General features: G+C 47.2%; 15 protein-coding genes. 13 read left to right on the forward strand and 2 right to left on the reverse strand.

All coding sequences use genetic code 11. The features are described 5' to 3' along the window. Positions 1-3: 3 nt before the first annotated feature. The 8 genes from RFF05_RS14870 to RFF05_RS14905 all read left to right on the forward strand — a co-directional run bounded on the left by RFF05_RS14870 (position 4) and on the right by RFF05_RS14905 (position 11,560). Positions 4-3,000 (forward strand): SpaA isopeptide-forming pilin-related protein, encoded by a 2,997-nt coding sequence (locus tag RFF05_RS14870; RefSeq protein ID WP_409967811.1) that lies wholly within the window; start codon positions 4-6, stop codon positions 2,998-3,000. A 2-nt stretch (positions 3,001-3,002) separates the two neighbouring features. Further along, a complete protein-coding gene (locus RFF05_RS14875; protein WP_409967812.1) occupies positions 3,003-4,724 on the forward strand; it encodes an isopeptide-forming domain-containing fimbrial protein in 1,722 nt (573 codons plus the stop codon). 116 nt (positions 4,725-4,840) lie between these two features. Next, a complete protein-coding gene (locus RFF05_RS14880; RefSeq protein WP_409967813.1) occupies positions 4,841-5,731 on the forward strand; it encodes a class C sortase in 891 nt (296 codons plus the stop codon). 47 nt (positions 5,732-5,778) lie between these two features. Further along, the gene (locus RFF05_RS14885) at positions 5,779-6,705 is read left to right on the forward strand and encodes a hypothetical protein (protein ID WP_409967814.1); all 927 of its coding nucleotides are present in this window, start codon (positions 5,779-5,781) and stop codon (positions 6,703-6,705) included. Beyond that, positions 6,702-7,364 (forward strand): sortase, encoded by a 663-nt coding sequence (locus RFF05_RS14890; RefSeq protein WP_409967815.1) that lies wholly within the window; start codon positions 6,702-6,704, stop codon positions 7,362-7,364. Before RFF05_RS14885 ends, RFF05_RS14890 begins: the two co-directional genes overlap by 4 nt. A gap of 154 nt (positions 7,365-7,518) precedes the next feature. After that, positions 7,519-9,423: a diguanylate cyclase gene (locus RFF05_RS14895; protein WP_409967816.1), complete on the forward strand. Its 1,905-nt coding sequence runs from the start codon at positions 7,519-7,521 to the stop codon at positions 9,421-9,423. A 254-nt stretch (positions 9,424-9,677) separates the two neighbouring features. Next, positions 9,678-10,385: a DUF554 domain-containing protein gene (locus tag RFF05_RS14900; RefSeq protein ID WP_409967817.1), complete on the forward strand. Its 708-nt coding sequence runs from the start codon at positions 9,678-9,680 to the stop codon at positions 10,383-10,385. 95 nt (positions 10,386-10,480) lie between these two features. Beyond that, on the forward strand, positions 10,481-11,560 hold the full coding sequence (locus RFF05_RS14905; protein WP_409967818.1) for a Gfo/Idh/MocA family protein: 1,080 nt from the start codon (positions 10,481-10,483) through the stop codon (positions 11,558-11,560). Between the two features lie 277 nt (positions 11,561-11,837). Here RFF05_RS14905 and RFF05_RS14910 read toward each other — a convergent pair whose 3' ends face one another. Together RFF05_RS14910 and RFF05_RS14915 are read right to left on the reverse strand one after the other, a co-directional pair. After that, positions 11,838-12,350 (reverse strand): helix-turn-helix transcriptional regulator, encoded by a 513-nt coding sequence (locus RFF05_RS14910; protein ID WP_409967819.1) that lies wholly within the window; start codon positions 12,348-12,350, stop codon positions 11,838-11,840. A gap of 13 nt (positions 12,351-12,363) precedes the next feature. Beyond that, entirely contained in the window at positions 12,364-12,693 is a 330-nt protein-coding gene (locus RFF05_RS14915; RefSeq protein WP_409967820.1) for a hypothetical protein, read from the reverse strand. 629 nt (positions 12,694-13,322) lie between these two features. Between RFF05_RS14915 and RFF05_RS14920 the strand changes: the two genes are divergently transcribed. The 5 genes from RFF05_RS14920 to RFF05_RS14940 all read left to right on the forward strand — a co-directional run bounded on the left by RFF05_RS14920 (position 13,323) and on the right by RFF05_RS14940 (position 17,886). After that, a complete protein-coding gene (locus RFF05_RS14920; protein WP_409967821.1) occupies positions 13,323-14,552 on the forward strand; it encodes an ABC transporter substrate-binding protein in 1,230 nt (409 codons plus the stop codon). 85 nt (positions 14,553-14,637) lie between these two features. After that, positions 14,638-15,510 (forward strand): branched-chain amino acid ABC transporter permease, encoded by an 873-nt coding sequence (locus RFF05_RS14925; RefSeq protein ID WP_409967822.1) that lies wholly within the window; start codon positions 14,638-14,640, stop codon positions 15,508-15,510. 14 nt (positions 15,511-15,524) lie between these two features. Further along, a complete protein-coding gene (locus RFF05_RS14930) occupies positions 15,525-16,415 on the forward strand; it encodes a branched-chain amino acid ABC transporter permease (RefSeq protein ID WP_409967823.1) in 891 nt (296 codons plus the stop codon). Then, entirely contained in the window at positions 16,412-17,182 is a 771-nt protein-coding gene (locus RFF05_RS14935; RefSeq protein WP_409967824.1) for an ABC transporter ATP-binding protein, read from the forward strand. The genes RFF05_RS14930 and RFF05_RS14935 overlap by 4 nt, the downstream gene beginning before the upstream one ends. Further along, positions 17,176-17,886: an ABC transporter ATP-binding protein gene (locus tag RFF05_RS14940; protein ID WP_409967825.1), complete on the forward strand. Its 711-nt coding sequence runs from the start codon at positions 17,176-17,178 to the stop codon at positions 17,884-17,886. The genes RFF05_RS14935 and RFF05_RS14940 overlap by 7 nt, the downstream gene beginning before the upstream one ends. Positions 17,887-17,907: the final 21 nt, after the last annotated feature.

Consider the following 17,907-nt stretch of genomic DNA (forward strand, 5'->3'; position numbering starts at 1 on the left):
CGTATGCTGAAACAATCTGGCAAACAATACAATAGTCTGGTGCAACGACGCATCGTCGCTTTCCTCTTGGTAGCGATGATGCTGTTCAATCCTTTACTGACATCCCAAACTGTTTATGGGATGGAGGAAATCACCGCTGGCTGTGGTCACTTGGAGGTGACTATGCCCAGCGGTACTGACTCTATGTACACAGTGAAGCTGACGTTGAACCGCACATCCACAGGGGATAGCTTCTACACACTGACAAACACAGAGCAATACTTGGTCACATTGACCTTTGCCAACGGCACCACAGAAGAGCGTGCTGTGGCTTTGGAACAAAGTAGCTGGCCTGATTTGGTTGGCTCCATTAGCAACATCCCTGCTGGCACCACGGTGACAGTGAAAAACATTTTGGTAGAAACTGGCGATGGCACCGTTTGGGGCGATTTCGTGGACACCTTTGTGTTTTTAGAAATTAGCAGTAGCGATATCACGGAACGAGTAGTCCTTGAAGAGAATGCACTGACCATGCAAGAGGGCGCCGTCACCCAATTTGAGGTCGATACCTCTGGGGATGTGTCCTTGGTGCAAAACCTGACCGACGATACATTCTTAAACCGCGACGATCCATACGCCTCTGAAGATGGGTCTTATTCACTGCAATATCTGCTGAGTAATTATAATGTGGTGTCTCTCAAAGACATTGAAGCCACCCACATCGTTGGCCCCATTATTTCCCAGTATAGCGCATATCGCACAGGGGATGCCTACACAGGTGCCACCCATGACGGTAGCGACTTGGTGGCCTCTGATTATTCTCGTGGGGTTTCCTCTTATGTAGGCCAGCCCGTGAGCTTGACCACCAATGCCAACACCTCTGCCGTGCAATTGGGCTATGGCTTTGACAATGAAGACGCTGACTTTACCCCACCTCATTTCTACACCCGCGAAACCAATATTGACGGACTTGGTTTTATCAGTGTGTCTGAGGTGACAGAAAACTGGGAAACCAAAAACTACATCCACCTCTCCAGCACTGGCGAATCCTTCTTATCCCCCAATAACATGGGCGTTGTGGATAACCATGATATGTGGGGCGTGATGCAAGACGAAAAAACCTACACCTATCAAAACGATGACTTTATCGATTTTGAAGCCATGTGGAGCAGCATCCAAGCAGAATCCCTCAACTTGCTGACCACAGGCGCTCTGGATGGGGAGACCACCGTCAACGTGATTTACGACGCTGTCACCGATTTGGAACTGGAAGCTGGCAAGAGTTATCTCATCAAAGATGCCACCCATTTAGAAACGGTGAACATCATTTTGCCAGAAGATTATGACTTCTTCGTCAACCCTTGGTTGCCCCCTACCATCATCAGCTTTGAGGGCAACACCATCAATCCTGCTGTGTACCAAGGCTTGGCTGTGTCTCAATTCCCTGAAACCTTAGTCAATGGGGAGCAATTGGCAACCCTGCAAGGTCACGGCGGCGAATACAGCGAAGTGGGCAACCGCATCGTTTGGAACTTGCCAAACGTGGTCACAACTGGCACCACCAACCGCTTGGTCACCTATGCAGAAGGTGTTAACATCGCAGGTCACATTGTGGCACCCAACGCGGAATTCTGGAACATCAATTCCAGTGGCGCATGGGAAGGCGGCAACCTAAACGGTACCGCCATTGTGGCTGACTTCCACTCTGGTAACATGGAAATGCACATGTGGGCCTACGGTGGTTGGACTGAAAAATCCACCTATGTTAGTTTGGAAGTGGCAAAAACCTTTACCAATGGTGATTTAGCAGACCAAAGCTTCCAGTTTACCTTGACCCCAGCTGACGACCGCACTGAAACCCAGTTGGGCGAGCTCTACGACTTCCCCCTCGTTGCCACCACCAATACCAGCGGCATGGCCTATTTTGAGCCACTGGTGTTTGAAGACTCTGGTGAATATGCCTTCTATGTAGAAGAAGTGATTCCAGAGGAAACTGGCGCGGTGACCTATGACACCAGCCGTTATCTGGTGGAGCTGAGCATTTTGGCAGAGCACACCATGGATGACAACGGCACCTATGTCACCACCTACACCAACACTTGCACCTACACCTTGCTAGATAACGCTGGCAACCAAGAGGCTTCGGCCTTGCACTTTACCAATGTGCAAGAAGTGCCCCAAGAAACCGCCTATTCCTTCACCAAGGTAGACAGCGCGGCAAACCCCTTGGCAGGCGCTACCTTCGTATTGGTGGACGCTGATCCTGCTGGGAATGAAACCGTATGGGAAACCCCATTGGACAGCCAAATCAGTGGTGTTGACGGCCTTGTCACCTTTGAGGGCTTGTTGCCTGAGAGCACCTATTACATGAAAGAATCTGTGGCACCTGAAGGCTATATCCTACCCACTGGGTATTGGGTGCTCGTCGTGGATGCCTATGGGGTCATTACCGTGACCGCCATGGAAAACGCACCCACCATCACCGATAAACAACTGGTGAACACCTTGATGGATGCCCCCTTGGCCACCGTCACCCTCTCCAAAGAAAACCAATACGGCGTGGGTCTAGAAGGGGCAGAGTTCTTGGTGGAACGTGTCTATTCCATGAATGCCCACGTGGTGGTAGAAGGGGCCTATAGCGCCACCTATACCAGCGATGCCCAAGGGCAAATGATCTTTACAGATTTGCCACTAGACGGTGTCTATCGCATCACAGAACAAGTGGCACCTGATGGCTATACCTTGCCATTCAATGTGAACTATTGGATTGTTGAAGTGGTCACCGACAGCACCCAAGAAGCAGGCTACAGCGTCACGCTGTATGCTGTGGATATTGTGGACGATGGCTACGATTTAACCGTGTTAGACAATGACTTCACCTTGCTCAATATGGACGTATATGTGCTGCCTAGCACAGGCGGACAGGGCACGACAGTCTATTATGTCGCTGGGTTGCTGCTTCTTTGCGGCGGTGCCGTGCTAAGCACTTATGCAGGAAAGAAAAAAGAAAGGGAGATATAACAATGATGAAAACCATGGGAAAACAATTGACAATCATTGCCGTTGTAATCATGTTGGTCACCCTTTCTGTAGGGGCTGTCACCTTAGAAGATAAGGTGGGCGAGGAAGGCAACTATACCATCCACGTACACAACGGTGACAGCACTGGCATCAGCATTTTAGGTGACTGGTTCCATGCCTACCAAATTTTTACAGCACACAGCGTCACTTCTTATGCAGTGGCAGAGGATTTTCAAGGCTTTTTCACTGGCAACAGCATGGTTGCTGGTGATGGCAGTGGCGAAATTTATAACTTCCAAGCCCAATTGGACGTGATGAACAGTGAAAATACCACTGAATCGGCAAAGGAATTGGCCAGCGATGAATACAACCAATTGGCTGGCAAATATATGAATAGCTACAGCAACAATATGTACACCTTGGCGGCGCAGATTCGCTATTATTTAGACACCAATGGCTTTTATAACACTGGTGGCGACGGCATCACCTGCACCGCTCACAGCCAAGCACAAGACAATGGCGATGGCACCCAAAGCGCTTATCTTGAGGGCTTAACCGCTGGGTATTACTTTGTGATGAATCAAGAGAGCACAGTGGCTGGCTTAGGCCTGAACTCCAGTGGTTCCTTTGTTCCCATCGTCAATAACCAAGTGGAAACCACCGTCATCATCGAAATTAAAGACAGCATCCCCACCGTCACCAAGAAGATTTTCCACGATGACCAAAATGCGTGGGATGTGGTGGGTGACCATGCCGTGGGCGACACAGTGGAATTTCTCATCACCTCCACCGTGCCTGTCAACACAGCAGATTACGCCGATTATATCTACAAATTGAGCGACGTGATGTCCCAAGGCATTACCTACAATGGGGATGTAAAGGTGTATACCGATTTGGAGCGCACCACCTTACTGAGCAGTGACTATTTGACCATTGACAATAACCCTTCTGGTGATGCAATTTTCAACATCACCGTGGATGTGAAGTCATTGCAAGCAGCAGACGACTCTGTGGTCACCTTGTATACGTATTACACAGGGGTTGTCAATGCCGATGCTGTGGCTGCTACAGATCATGACACCAATACCGTTACCTTAGAATACAGCAACAACCCCAGCGATTACACCCACACTGGCACCTCTGATGCCACGGTGTTCCACTATACCTTCGCCTTGGACGTGGTGAAGGTAGACGAAGAGTTGGCTGGTTTGGCTGGCGCTCGATTTGGTCTATTTTTAGAAGATGGCACCGCCGTACCTTTGTCCATCGCCAGCATCGACACCACCACAGGTGTGGTGCATTACTGCTACGATGTCGCTGTTGCGACCGTGGCTGACGGTGGCTATATCACCACCCAAGCCGTCACCTTAGACGATGGTTCTGTGGTGACAGGGAAGTTCCAAATTTATGGTCTCAATGACGCGCAAACCTATGTGCTGCGAGAAGTGGAAGCCCCAGAGGGATACAATGCGGTGGACGAAATTACCTTCACCTTCACTCCCACGTATACTTCCACTGGTACAGGCCTTGTTTCTTTAGAGGATGGCAGTGAGGATATTAACACCATGGACTTTGTCTCCATCACCACCATCATGAATCGCAAAACCATTTACCTGCCATATACTGGCGGCACAGGCAAGATGATATTCCAAGTGGGCGGCGGATTTTTGATGCTGATGGCCATTGGGGTATTGATGAAAAGCCAAAGCAAAAAACAACGATAACAAGGATTATTTCTCCTCCTTGTAGTGACTCCTATGGGCGGTCGTCCTCTGGCCGCCCAGCTGGGGAGTCTGTGAAGAAAGGTGTGTTTAAAAATCCATAAAAGGAGGTGTGGCGTATGAAGCGTGGTTGGATTATCGCCGGCAGTACTTTGATATTTCTGATGGGTCTCGGGTTGATGTTTTACCCGACCATTAGCAATTGGTTGTACGCCCAGAGTGCCTCTCATGTTATCAACAATTATGTCAGTGAAAACAGTAATAAAAATGAAGAAGACTACACCGCAGAGTTTGAAGCGGCGCGAGCGTATAATGACACTTTGTCTGGTGATGTGCAGTCTTTTATAGACGCAGAAGCCCAGATAGACGGGGATGATGAAGCCTATTGGGCGGCATTGAACCAAGTGGATGGCATTATGGGCATCCTAGAAATCCCTGCGGTGGACATCATCCTTCCCGTTTACCATGGCACCGATGAATCTGTTTTGCAAAAAGGGGTGGGCCACTTAGAAGGCTCAGCCTTGCCTACAGGAGATGTGGGCAATCACACCGTACTGACAGGTCACACAGGCCTGCCATCTGCGGATTTATTCACCAATTTAGACGAGTTGGTGGTGGGGGATTACTTCTACTTAGAGATTCTCGACCAAGAGTTCGCCTATGAGATTACCAATATTTATGTGGTGCTACCATCCAATACAGAGTACTTGCAGGTGCAAGCCGACAAGGATTTGGTCACGCTGGTCACCTGCACACCCTATGGGGTCAACTCCCATCGCTTGTTGGTACAAGGAGAACGGGTGGTGGATAAGCCCACAGCTACCTTGGTGGCACTGGAAGACCAACCCCAAACCAAAACCGTGTCTAGTTTGGAAGGTTTACCTACGCTGTTGATGGTTGCAGCCTGTTTGGGCATAGCCTTTGTGGTGGCAATCATTGGCTATCGCTACCGCATGAAACGGGAGCGAGCCACCATGGAAACGCAAACACATGAACTAGAAAATGAATAAAATTTATATATATGAAATAGCTTGTACAGCCAGGAAAGGAGGACGCTTTGAACAATTTGAATTATTATAAGTCCTTATTGTGCAGTGTTGGTGTGTTGCTTTGCAGCGTGCTGTTTTGGATGCCCAACGCCCAAGCCGCCGATTTATCTTTAACGGTGGAATATGTGTATGAAAACCAAGCCATGCCAGGGGCAGCGGTAGAGCTTTACCTTGTGGCCAATTGGGTGGATGGCGCCTTTACACTGACCCCAGCCTTTAGCAATTTGGGTGTGTCCTTTGCCGATTTGCACACGCCGTCGTCTTGGAGAGACGAAGGGGAGGCAGTGGCTGCGTATATCCAAGCCAATGCCGTGGCCAGTGAGGCCAGCAAAATCACCACTGGTGCAGGGACGGCGTATTTTGGAAGCCTAAGCCAAGGCGTTTACTATGTGGATGTAGCCGATATGGATTATGGCGATGGCTCCTTGGTTTCAAACCCCGTGCTGGTGACCGTGCCCATTTATTACAATGAAAGTGATAGTTTCGACTATGATGTGGTGATGTCTCCCAAGGTGGATTTTGAAGGTCCAGAAATTCCAGAGGAGCCAGAAATTCCAGAGGAACCTGAAGTTCCAGAGGAGCCAGAAACCCCTGATGACCCTGAAACTCCCGATGACCCCGAAACCCCTGATGATCCCGACGATGATAACGATGATGATCCCCGTGACGACCCCGATGATGACGATGACGACCCAAATGACGACCCATCTACGCCATCCACGCCGTCCACCCCATCAACACCCACTGAGGATGAGCCTGAATGGTTGATTGACATCCAAGACCCAGATGTGCCTTTGGATCGCTTTATTCCAGATGATTTCAAAATCCCACAAACTGGTACCTACGACTATTTGGTGCTACCTTTGGGATTGATTGGGATTGCGATGGTTTTGTTGGGAGTGTTTGGACTGGGAGAGAAAAAGGAGAAGACATGAAAAAAGTATTAAGAAGTTGTTTCATCCTTTTGGGCGTGGCGTGTATGTCTGCTTCTGGCTTTTTATATTGGCAAGGTCAAACCCAAGAAGACACGGCGCAAGTGGTTAGTTTGTCTGTGGCTCAGACCTTCCAAGAAACCATGAAGCAAGAGCCTGTAGAAGGCACGCAAGAGACCCAAACTTCTGTGACCGCTGCGACTTCTGTGGCGCAAACCATGGAGACATCTGTCTCTGGGGCTGTGGAAGTGGCCACGGTGGAAATTGATGGGCAAGGGTACATTGGGCTGATGTCCATTCCCCAATTGGGGCTGGAATTGCCAGTGGCCAGCACGTACACCGACGCAAAGGTGAAGCAAACACCTTGCGTGTATGTTGGTAGCTTTGAAGAGGGGTATCTGGTGATTGGTGCCCATAACTACGCAGCCCATTTCGGCAACCTAGACCAGTTGCTGTTAGGGGACGAAATTTCCATTTTGGACACCTATGGCTATGTACATACCTATGTGCTGGGCAAGCAAGAAAGTATAGCTGGCACCGACGTAGAAGCTTTGTGCCTTGGAGATTGGGATTTGACGTTGTTTACCTGTGTATACGGGAACAATACCCAACGTGAAGTGTTAAGATTCTATGCTTTGGGCGTAGAAAGTGTAGACGCATAAGGTATTATGGTGTATAATTAAAAATGTCGATTTAAGGCGTGCAAAACCCGTGATTAATAGTCACGGGGCATTTGCATTTTTAGGTATCCTGTTTTGAGAGTGGAACACCTTAAAACATTGGATTGCATAGAAAATTTTAGGAGGACATAAACCTGTGGTACCAAAAGAAGTATTAACCCAAGAGATGGAACAAAAGGAAGAGCAGAGCCGTCTGAGTGACCAGTTCTTTTTAGAGGTAATACAATCATTGTCTTCCGACTTATTGTTTCGCCATAACCTACAAACCAATACCATGCAATATTTCGGCGCGGCACGGGAGGCATTGGGGTTGCCAGAACTAGCGGAAAACTACCCCCAGTGCCTGATTGAGCAAAATGTGTTCTATCCAGAGGATGTGGATGGATTTTTAGCCCAAGTAGAAGATATGCGCCGTGGGGTGGAAGCACCCTGTGACTTTCGATTTTTCCAGCGAGACGGCACACCGGCTTGGTTTCGCAAAGAATATCGCCTTAGCTATGACAGCCAAGGGCGGCCGCTAGAGGCCATTGGACGCAGCCGTAACATCCAGAGCCAAAAAGAACTGGAAAATCAAATTAGCTTTGACCGCCTCACTAACTGTTACCGCAAGGAAATGTTTGAGACGTTGGCCACCCACTATATGGAGTATGCCTCCCACTTTGAACACACGTTGCTGATTATGGATTTGGACAATTTCAAAGCAATCAATGACAATTTGGGTCACCAATTTGGGGACATGGTGTTGCGTGAAGTGGGGGAAAAATTAAAATCTATTTTCCGCAGTACTGACCTTGTAGGCCGCATCGGCGGTGACGAATTTATGGTGCTGATGAAAAATACAGGGGATACAGTTGGTATCACACGGAAGATTAATCAACTCTTAGACCAGATGGATACCACCTATCAAGGCCCATACCACAGCCATCGGATTTCTGCCAGCGTTGGGGTGGCGGTGTATGGTCGTGACGGAAAAACCTTTAAAGAGCTATATGACCATGCCGACATTGCCTTGTTTGACGCGAAAAATCGTGGCAAAAATGACTTTGTATTTTACGATGCTACCTTATCGAAAGGCACCATGGAAAACACCTTGGCCTTTGATGTGGCCACCCGTGTGCTGTCTCAGCATTTTGATTACAAGATTGTGGCGGAAATCTTCTCTCTCTTGTTTGAAAATGGTGATTTAGAAGTATCCATGGAACAGGTTTTACACATCTTGGGTGAGCGCTTTGGCGTGAGCCGTGTGTATGTGTTTGAATGTAGCCCCCAGCATACAGATTGCTATGATAACACCTATGAATGGTGCGCAAAGGGTGTGAGCAGTGAAAAAGAGATGCTACAAGAAGTGCCAATGCGTATTTTCGAACCGTTTTTCGACCATGCCAATGAAGATGGTATCATTTATTGTAACGACCTTGATATGTTGGGTAACGAAGATTCTAAAGAGATTATGGAGACCCAAGGCATCCAATCGTTCCTCCATGCCTATATTCGCTCTGGAAATAAATTTAGCTATGTGTTGGGCTTTGATGATTGCCAACATCCTCGCGTGTGGAGCCCCATGGAGATTGCTACATTGCTACACGTGAGTAAAATTATCGCACAATTCGTCAATTATAAAAACGCCATTGACACGATGAAAATCATCAATGAAGAGCGCTTAACGGTGCTTGATACGTTGAATTGCTCTGCTTATATTGTAGACATTGAGACCTTTTCGCTGATCTACTATAACCGATACACCCAAGAGAAATATCCCCATTTACATCTGGGGGATCTATGTCATGAAGGGATTCGAGGCTGTGACAACCAATGTGATGATTGTCCGTTGCGAGAGATACAGGAAGAACAGGTGGATCATATTCGGCGCGTGGTGTATAACGACATGATTGGAGAATACTTGTTGGTCAATGCCACCAAACTGCCCAGTTATGACGGCAAGGAAAGCATTTTCGTGTCTGTCAACGAGCTTACAGGGGTAGAGGGTGTGGAAATTACCTCGCCGATGCGAGAAAAAATAAGACAAAAGCTCCGTGCTTAATAGAGAGAACTCCAAAAAAGACAGCCAGACCACTGGCTGTCTTTTTTTGCAAACCCAAAATTGACAAATATTGTTTTGCTTTTGGTGAAAGTTTGTATTTTTTACAGTGTTTTTTTACAATGTCAACGACAAAAAATTCCTTTTCTTGACAATTGAGCCTTGTGACGGTATACTAAAATAAAGAGTGCAAAACGTGACCCGAAAAAACAGTGGGTTGCGTTTTTTTACAAATGGAGAGAAAGCAGGTATTTGTTATGTTTCCAACAGGTGTATTGTGCGATTGCTTGAGCGTATTTCTAGGAACCAATATCGGCGTTTTTATTACAAAATCCATGCCACAGCGTATCAAAGTGCCCTTGACCACCACCTTTGGTATTTCAGCCATTGCCATGGGTGTGATTTCTATGGTGAAGCTGTCCTATTTGCCAGCTGTGGTGTTGGCGCTGATTATGGGCTCTCTTATTGGGGAATTGGTGGATTTAGATACGAAGATTAAATCGGGGTTCCTCAAGGTTTTGATGAAGTTGAACTTTAAAATTGAAGGCGACCGAGACGAGTATATGGCCTTTTATCTCATTGTGGTCACCACCTATTGCGCCAGCGGAACCGCTATTTTTGGTGCCATCAGTGAAAGTCTGTCTGGGGACATGACGGTGATGCTGTCGAAAGTGGTGCTGGATTTCTTTTCTGCCATTATTTTTGCCACAGTCTTGGGGAAGGCTATGAATTTGATTGTCATTCCACAAGTGGTGATTTTGTGCGCCTGTTTTTATGGCGCTGGCCTTGTGATGCCCTTTATTGCGGACTATATGCTCGCGGATTTTATCTCTGTAGGCGGTATCATCACCATGGTCATTGGCATGAATGTATCGAAAATCAAGCAGTGTAGCGCGGTGAATTTGCTGCCAGCGTTGGTGCTGGTTTGGCCGTGTTCTCATCTGTTCCATTTGATTATGGGCTGATGGTATTTGCCATTGACATTTTTTAGAAGAGATGGTACACTGCCACTATCATAGGAAACAATGATCGATTAAATTTATGAAAAAGAGGGGTTTGTATGCAGAAGAAAGCAGATGGTCAAAATTATGCACCTGTAGGGAAGTTTGAGCCTGTATGCCCAGCTGGGGCATTTCGCGTGGCTGTGATTGGCTTAGACCATGGCCATATTTTTGGTATGTGTAATGGGTTGCTGGAAGCAGGTGCTACCTTGGTCAGCGTCTATGACCCTGACCCTCAAAAGGTGGAAGGCTTTTTGGCTGCCTTTGAAGGTGTGGTTGCAGCGGAAAGTGAACAAGCCATTTATGACGATGAATCCATCCAGATGATTGCCTGTGCCTCTGTGCCCATTATCCGTGGGGACGTGGCTGTGAAATCTATGGAAGCAGGCAAAGACTTTTTTGGCGATAAGCCCCCTTGCGCCAACATGGCACAGCTAGATGCCATCAAAGCCACCGTTGCCAAGACGGAGCAAAAGTTTTTCGTGTATTTCAGCGAGCGCTTACACGTGGAGGCCTCTGTGTATGCCCAGCAACTGATTAACGACGGTGCCATTGGCAAGGTGATACAAGTGATGGGCTTTGGACCTCATCGGCTCAACGCACCCACACGTCCCGCGTGGTTTTTTGACAAAGCCCAATACGGCGGTATTTTGGTGGATATTGGGTGCCATCAAATTGAGCAAATCATCAACTATGCTGGCGCTAAAGATGCCACCATCACCCACAGCCGCATTGCAAACTACAACAACAAAGACCATGAAAACTTTGATGATTACGGTGATGCCATGGTACTGTGCGACAATGGTGTGACAGGCTATTTCAAGGTGGACTGGTTCACCCCAGCTGGTTTGGGCGCTTGGGGCGATGGTCGCACCATCATCACCGGCACCGATGGCTATATCGAAATCAGAAAATACATCAATCTAGCCACCGATGGCAATGGCGACCATGTGTTTTATGCCAACCACACAGGGGAGTATCATTACAATGCCAGCGGCATTTGCGGCTTCCCATTCTTTGGTAAGATGATTCGTGATTGCTTAGACCGCACCCAAACGGCCATGACCCAAGAGAGCATTTATAAGCCCATTGAATTGGCTATCATTGCCCAAAACCAAGCGCTTGATGTGTCCAAGTGATATTGAACATAGAATGAATATAGAAAAAGGACGCCAATTGTGGCGTCCTTTTTTGCGTGTCAAAGAATTCCCTTCCAAGGGATGGGGGAGTGGGGGAAACCATAGGTTTCCGCCCACATTTAAATCATTTGCCGTCGCAACGGCAGCATTTTGTGCTATTTGCGAGCAAATAGCACAAAATGGCATCGTGTCAACGATGCTTTTCAGGCTGTAAAAAAGTCCCGCAGGACTTTTTTGACAGGCTGAAAGGACGCCAATTGTGGCGTCCTTTTTTGCGTTAAAAGGTGACTTCGGAGGGAGCTACGTGGAAGTAGGCTTTAAATTTTCGGGAGAAATAGGTCAAGTCGTGGAAGCCCAGATAGGCTGACACTTCGCTGATTGAGTATTGCCGTCTTTTTAAAAGTTGATAGGCGCAGTCCATGCGCAAAGCGTTGTGATACTCTTTGATGCTGGTGCCAGTGGCGTTTTTGAACACATGGCCAAGATAGTTGGGGGAGATGAAAAAGTGTTGCGCCAACTGGCTCACTTGCACGGAAGAGTCAATGTGACTGCAAAGATATTCTTGGATTTTAGACACCAGATGCTGGTTGGTGACACCGTCTTGGGTGTGGACGTCAGAGAGTTTCTGGCTGATAATCCAAGCGGTGAGTTGGTGGGTGCAAGCCAAGGCGGCCAGTGATTTTTCTTCAATGAAGGCGGGGGAGCTCATGTGGGAATTGAAGCGATAGCGGTCGAAGTAAGATTTGATAAAAAAGAAGGAAGGGGAATTATAATCTAAAATGACAGGCAAGTTAGTGGGGGGCTTACAGGCAAGGACAGAGAAAAGCCGATGTAATCTTGGTATAAAATACATTCGCTTGTGTCGGGGTTGAGAACTTGGTGGCTGTGGCCGGGGGGATGAGAAACACGCTCTGGCCTGAGAGGGTATAGGTGGCGCCGTCAATGAGCAGGGTGTAAGTGTCAGAAGAGAATTGACCAATGAGTTCCCAAAAGTCGTGCAAGTGTGAGGAACCCTGCCAGCCTGGTGGTGATACATGAGAGCCTAACATATCTAAGTTTAGTGAACCTGTTAAGGTATGTTGTTGCCGAAATGGTTGCGTAATAGTTTCGTTTGGTGATGGTGTTGTTTTCATGGCCCCTCCTGCGGTCTTTGATAAGTTGTACAAAAACACGGGTCGTTTTTTGTGCAACTTAGAATTGGTGGTCAGATATATCGTTGATTTGTCCTAATTAAAAGCGGAATATTACATGGAAGTTATTGTTCAAGTCGTGTATGATAGATACATGAAGAAAACGTAAACAAAATAAGAATAAATTGTTTCCTCCAGTATAATATAAAGCCTTCGTTTTGTACAGCCCTAAATTTTAAGAACGAAATGCTGAGGCTGAGGATAGCGTTATTTTTATATAAGTTGCTAGTGATATATGTGAGGTCATTGTGTAATACAATTACTTTTGTATAATCTAGCTAAAACGTACGACCCAAATCGGGTTTGACCAGAGTGACTGGTCACAAAAGAGCGCATTGCTGAAAATTGAAACTGTAACGGCACTTTACAACGCAACAGGCTGACCAAGCTTTAGCAGATTTTGTAGATAGCTGTTTTTTTATTTGCAAAATTGGGAAAGCAAGCCTCTCTTATTCTGAATGAGCATATGATTATTTCGTAGATTCGTACAAGCAAAATTTGTACGAATATAGGAGGGAGTCATATTTCATTAAATAAAATTTCACCTATTTTAGAACGGAGGATTTATTCTTATGAAGAAACTCACAGCATTGTTTACAACATTGGCATTAGTGGTCTCTATGTGTGTCGGGTGTAGCAGTAGCGACACCACCACCACAACCACAACCACAACCACCACCACAGATAGCGCCACCACCACCGAAGTGGCATCTACAGACCCCATTATCATTGGTAGTATCCAAGACGTTAGCTCCACAACTTCTGTTATGGGCTACATGGTTAACGAAGGTGTTCGTTGGGCAGTTGAATGTATCAACACCAACGGTGGCATCGACGGTCGCATGATTGAATTGATCGAATATGACTCCAAGGCAGACACCACCGAATCCATCAACGCCTACAACCGTCTGGTTTCTGAAGGCGCTGTGGCAGTGGTTGGCCCTCACCAAGCTAACATCGGCATTGCTCTGGCACCCATCGCTGAAGAAGCTGGCGTGCCTATCTTCCTGATGGGTATGGATAACCGTGTTACCCGCCAAGGTGATGACGGCGACGGCGAACCTTGGACCTATATGTTCCTGTCTCAACCCAACTGTGATACCCAAGGCGCAATCGAAGCTAAGTTCCTGATGGAAGAACTGGATTGCACCAACTTTGGTATCATCTATCGCCAAGATAACTCCTTCTCCGTGTCCATTAAGAACGGTTTTGAAGCTTATTGCGCAGAAAACGGCGGCACTGTTGTTAAGTCTGTGGCCTTCAACAATGGCGACACCGACTTTAAGACCATCTTGAGCCAATTGATCGCAGAAGACATCGACTGCATCGTCGCTCCTAACTACACCCAAGAACTGCTCAACATCACCATCCAAGCCCGTGACTTGGGTTGGGAAGGCCCTCTGATGAACGGCATTGACTCCGCACCTCCCTTCAACACCATGGTGACTGAAGCTGGCGGCGATCCCGATGGCGTGTACTTCCTCAACAACATCGACTTGGAAGACGAAGCTGTTATCCAATTGATGGCTGACTATCGTGAAGCAACTGGCAACGACGAACCCGACCAAATCAATAAGTTCTGCTTGGGCTATGACATGATGATGGGTATCGGCTCTGTATTGCTGGACGGCGCAGAAGCTACCACTGAAGGCATCACCGAAGCTCTGAACACTCTGGTTTACGAAGGCATCACTGGCACCATCACCATCGATCCTGAAACTCACCAACCCTCTGGCTTGGGCATGATCGTTGTGGCCATCGAAGACGGCGAAAACGTACCCCTGCAGTTCTACGCAGCTTAATTTCATTACAGACGTATGTTAAATGGGTGTGCTACAACTGGAAACTTTTGTAGCACACCCCTCACATTTGAGCAGGAGGAATTGAATGAATTTACAAATAATTATTAACGGCATTTCCATCGGCGCAGTGTATTCACTGATTGCAGTTGGTTTTTGTCTGGTGTTCTCAATATTGAAGTTCACCAACTTTGCACACGGCGCCATGATGACGGCGGCTGCATTTGCAGGCTACTTTTTTGCGGTAACCACAGGCTGGGGTCTGTTCCCAACCATCATTGCTTCCATTGTTAGCGGCGCACTCATTGGTTTGGCCAGTGAATTCATTGCATTCCGCCGCATTACCACCCGTAGTTCCTCCGTGTTCTACTATTTCGTATCCTCTTTGACACTGGCAACGTTGCTAGAACAACTGGTTACCATCTATGCTGGCTCTAGCTTCATTACTTACCCCGGTTTCTTGAGCACCACCTCTGTTGCCTTTGGTAGCATTATCGTTTCTTACATTGATATTTTGATGTTCTTCTGCTCTATTGTAGCATTGGGCATTCTGGTCTTTATTATTGACTTTACTAAAATCGGACGTGCTGTCCGTGCCGCTTCCTTCGACCGTCCCACCACCTATTTGATGGGCATTGACGTGATTCGGGTCATCCAAATGGTGTTTGTGCTGGCAGGTAGTGTGGCTGGCTTGAGCGGCGTGTTCCTCGGCTTGAAATACACTCTGTACCCCACCTTGGGTAACATTGTTATCAAAGGCTTCATCGCTTCTATTATTGGCGGTTTGGGGTCTATCCCTGGCGCCGTGGTGGGTGCCTTCTTGCTGGGCGTGCTGGAAAATATCATTATTTTCTATTTTGGCTCTGCTTGGGCTCCCGTGGTCGTATTCTTTGTTATGATGAGCTTCTTGCTACTCAGACCCCAAGGGTTGTTTGGTAGACAAGTGGTAGAAAAGGCCTAAGGAGGAGATAGAGTATGACATATTTAATTTCGGTTACCACTTTCACCCTCATCACCTGTATCGTGGTGGTCGGTCTGTACATTATGACTGGCTTGACAGGGATGTTCTCTCTGGGTCAAGCGTCCATCATGGCCGTTGGCGCATATGCCTCTGGTCTGGTTATGAAAAAATTGAGCTTCCCATTCCCTGTAGCAGTTTTGTTTGCAATTGTGCTGGCACTGATTATTGCCTATATCATCAGTAAGCCCATCATGCGTTTGCGCCGTGACTATTTCACCTTGGTAACTTTGGCCATGGGCGAAGCTGTCATTGCCTTTTTAAACGCAGCTGATGGTTTGACTGGTGGTGCCCTCGGTCTGGTGGCAATCCCCAAGAAAACCACCGTGACCTTGATTTTAGTAACACTGCTCATTGGTATTTGGATGGCTCGTAACTTCTGTAAATCCCGTTATGGCCGTATGTGTATCGCCACCCGCGCTGATGAATTGGCCTCTGGCTCCATGGGTATCAACGTGTATCAAGTGAAAACACGTTCCTTCCTCATTGCCGCTGGTTTCGCCTCCTTGGCTGGTGCATATTACGCTTCTTACGTTACCTATATCGACCCCTCTATGTTTGCTTGGCGTAAGTCTGGCGAATGGGTCATCATGATGTTCTTCGGCGGTGTCAACAGCTTGACTGGTTCTATTTTCTCCACCATTTTGTTGAACGTGTTGCCAGAAGCACTGCGCTTTGCTGACAACTATCGCTACACCATGTATGCTATTTTGGTGTTGTTCGTCATCAACTTCCGTCCCAACGGTCTGTTTGGTCACTGGGAAATCTTCGATTTGTTTAATAAAGATAGCAGAGCAGCAAAGAAAATGAAAAAAGCTGCTGCCGCTAAAGGAGGGAACACCAAATGATTAAACTAGAACTCAAAGGCGTTTCCAAAAACTTCGGCGGTGTCAAAGCTGTGCAAAACTACAATTTGAAAGCCGAAGAAGGTCAAATCGTTGGGGTCATCGGTCCCAATGGTGCTGGTAAAACCACCGTATTCAACTTGATTTCTGGCATTTATAAAGCCGACACTGGTGAAATCTTGTTCAATGGCAAAGATATTGTGGGCCAAGACCAATTTGATATTTCCTTGCTGGGCATTTCCCGTACCTTCCAAAACATCCGTTTGTTCAAAGGCTTGAACTGCCTTGAAAACGTTATGAGTGCTACCGATGCGGTGTCTAAATACAACTTGTTTGACGCCTTCTTTGCCACCCCTAGAAAGCGCAAAGAAGAAGCCAGACAAAAAGCTTGGTGCTTGGAATGCCTCAAGCGTGTGGATATGGACGAATACGCTTTGGAAAACCCTGCAAACCTGCCTTATGGCTACCAACGTCGTCTAGAAATTGCTCGTGCATTGGCTATGCGTGCCCAAGTGCTACTGTTGGACGAACCTGCCGCTGGCTTGAATCCTTCAGAAGTGGTGGACATTACCAATTTGATTAAAAACTTGCGTGATGAATACGCATTGACCATTATGCTCATTGAACATCGCTTAGACATGGTTATGTCCATCAGTGATGTGATTTATGTGCAAAGTTTCGGTGAAATCATTGCCTGTGGCACACCTGCTGAAGTGCAACGTGATCCTAAGGTTATTGCAGCTTATCTTGGAGGTGATATGTCATGCTAAGTGTAAAGAATTTGGTAGCCAAATATGGCCATATTGAAGCGTTAAATGATGTGTCCATCGACTTAAAAGAGGGGCAAATTATTTCCATTATCGGTGCCAACGGCGCAGGTAAAACTACATTGCTCTCCAGTATTTCCGCTATGAAAAAACCTGAATCTGGCTCTGTGATCTTCATGGGTGAAGACATCACTGGCATGAAACCAAACAAGATTGTGAAAAAAGGCATTGCCCACGTACCCGAAGGCCGTCACATTTTCGCAGGTATGACCGTGCGTGAGAACTTGTTGGTGGGTGGCTATACCAGCACCAAGCAAGAAATCAAAGATACCATGGAAGAAATGAACGAGCTGTTCCCCATTTTGAAAGGCCGTGAGTCTCAAATGGGTGGTACTTTGTCTGGTGGTGAACAACAAATGTTAGCCATCGCCCGTGGCATGATGGCAAAACCCAAACTGTTGTTGCTGGACGAACCTTCTCTTGGCTTGGCACCATTGATTGTGGAGCAAGTGTTCCAAATCATCCAAAACATCCGCGACCAAGGGGTTTCCATTGTCTTCGTGGAACAAAACGCAAAAAAAGCCTTGGAAATTTGTGATAAAGCCTACGTTATTGAAAATGGTCGCATCAGCATGAGTGGCACAGGGGCAGAATTGTTGGCCTCTGAAGCTGTGACTGCCGCCTATTTGGGCAAGGTTCAAAAATAAACCATATAACCGACTGAGGAG

Source organism: Bengtsoniella intestinalis (assembly GCF_039719005.1).
In the GTDB taxonomy this organism is placed as follows: Bacteria; Bacillota; Clostridia; order Oscillospirales; family Oscillospiraceae; genus Oscillibacter; species Oscillibacter intestinalis.

Bases quoted from the DNA above. Each gene is read 5' to 3' on its own strand.
- RFF05_RS14870 (WP_409967811.1), top strand. From the start codon at position 4: ATGCTGAAACAATCTGGCAAACAATACAATAGTCTGGTGCAACGACGC.
- RFF05_RS14875 (WP_409967812.1), top strand. From the start codon at position 3,003: ATGATGAAAACCATGGGAAAACAATTGACAATCATTGCCGTTGTAATC.
- RFF05_RS14880 (WP_409967813.1), top strand. From the start codon at position 4,841: ATGAAGCGTGGTTGGATTATCGCCGGCAGTACTTTGATATTTCTGATG.
- RFF05_RS14890 (WP_409967815.1), top strand. From the start codon at position 6,702: ATGAAAAAAGTATTAAGAAGTTGTTTCATCCTTTTGGGCGTGGCGTGT.
- RFF05_RS14900 (WP_409967817.1), top strand. From the start codon at position 9,678: ATGTTTCCAACAGGTGTATTGTGCGATTGCTTGAGCGTATTTCTAGGA.
- RFF05_RS14905 (WP_409967818.1), top strand. From the start codon at position 10,481: ATGCAGAAGAAAGCAGATGGTCAAAATTATGCACCTGTAGGGAAGTTT.
- RFF05_RS14915 (WP_409967820.1), bottom strand. From the start codon at position 12,693: ATGAAAACAACACCATCACCAAACGAAACTATTACGCAACCATTTCGG.
- RFF05_RS14920 (WP_409967821.1), top strand. From the start codon at position 13,323: ATGAAGAAACTCACAGCATTGTTTACAACATTGGCATTAGTGGTCTCT.
- RFF05_RS14925 (WP_409967822.1), top strand. From the start codon at position 14,638: ATGAATTTACAAATAATTATTAACGGCATTTCCATCGGCGCAGTGTAT.
- RFF05_RS14930 (WP_409967823.1), top strand. From the start codon at position 15,525: ATGACATATTTAATTTCGGTTACCACTTTCACCCTCATCACCTGTATC.
- RFF05_RS14935 (WP_409967824.1), top strand. From the start codon at position 16,412: ATGATTAAACTAGAACTCAAAGGCGTTTCCAAAAACTTCGGCGGTGTC.
- RFF05_RS14940 (WP_409967825.1), top strand. From the start codon at position 17,176: ATGCTAAGTGTAAAGAATTTGGTAGCCAAATATGGCCATATTGAAGCG.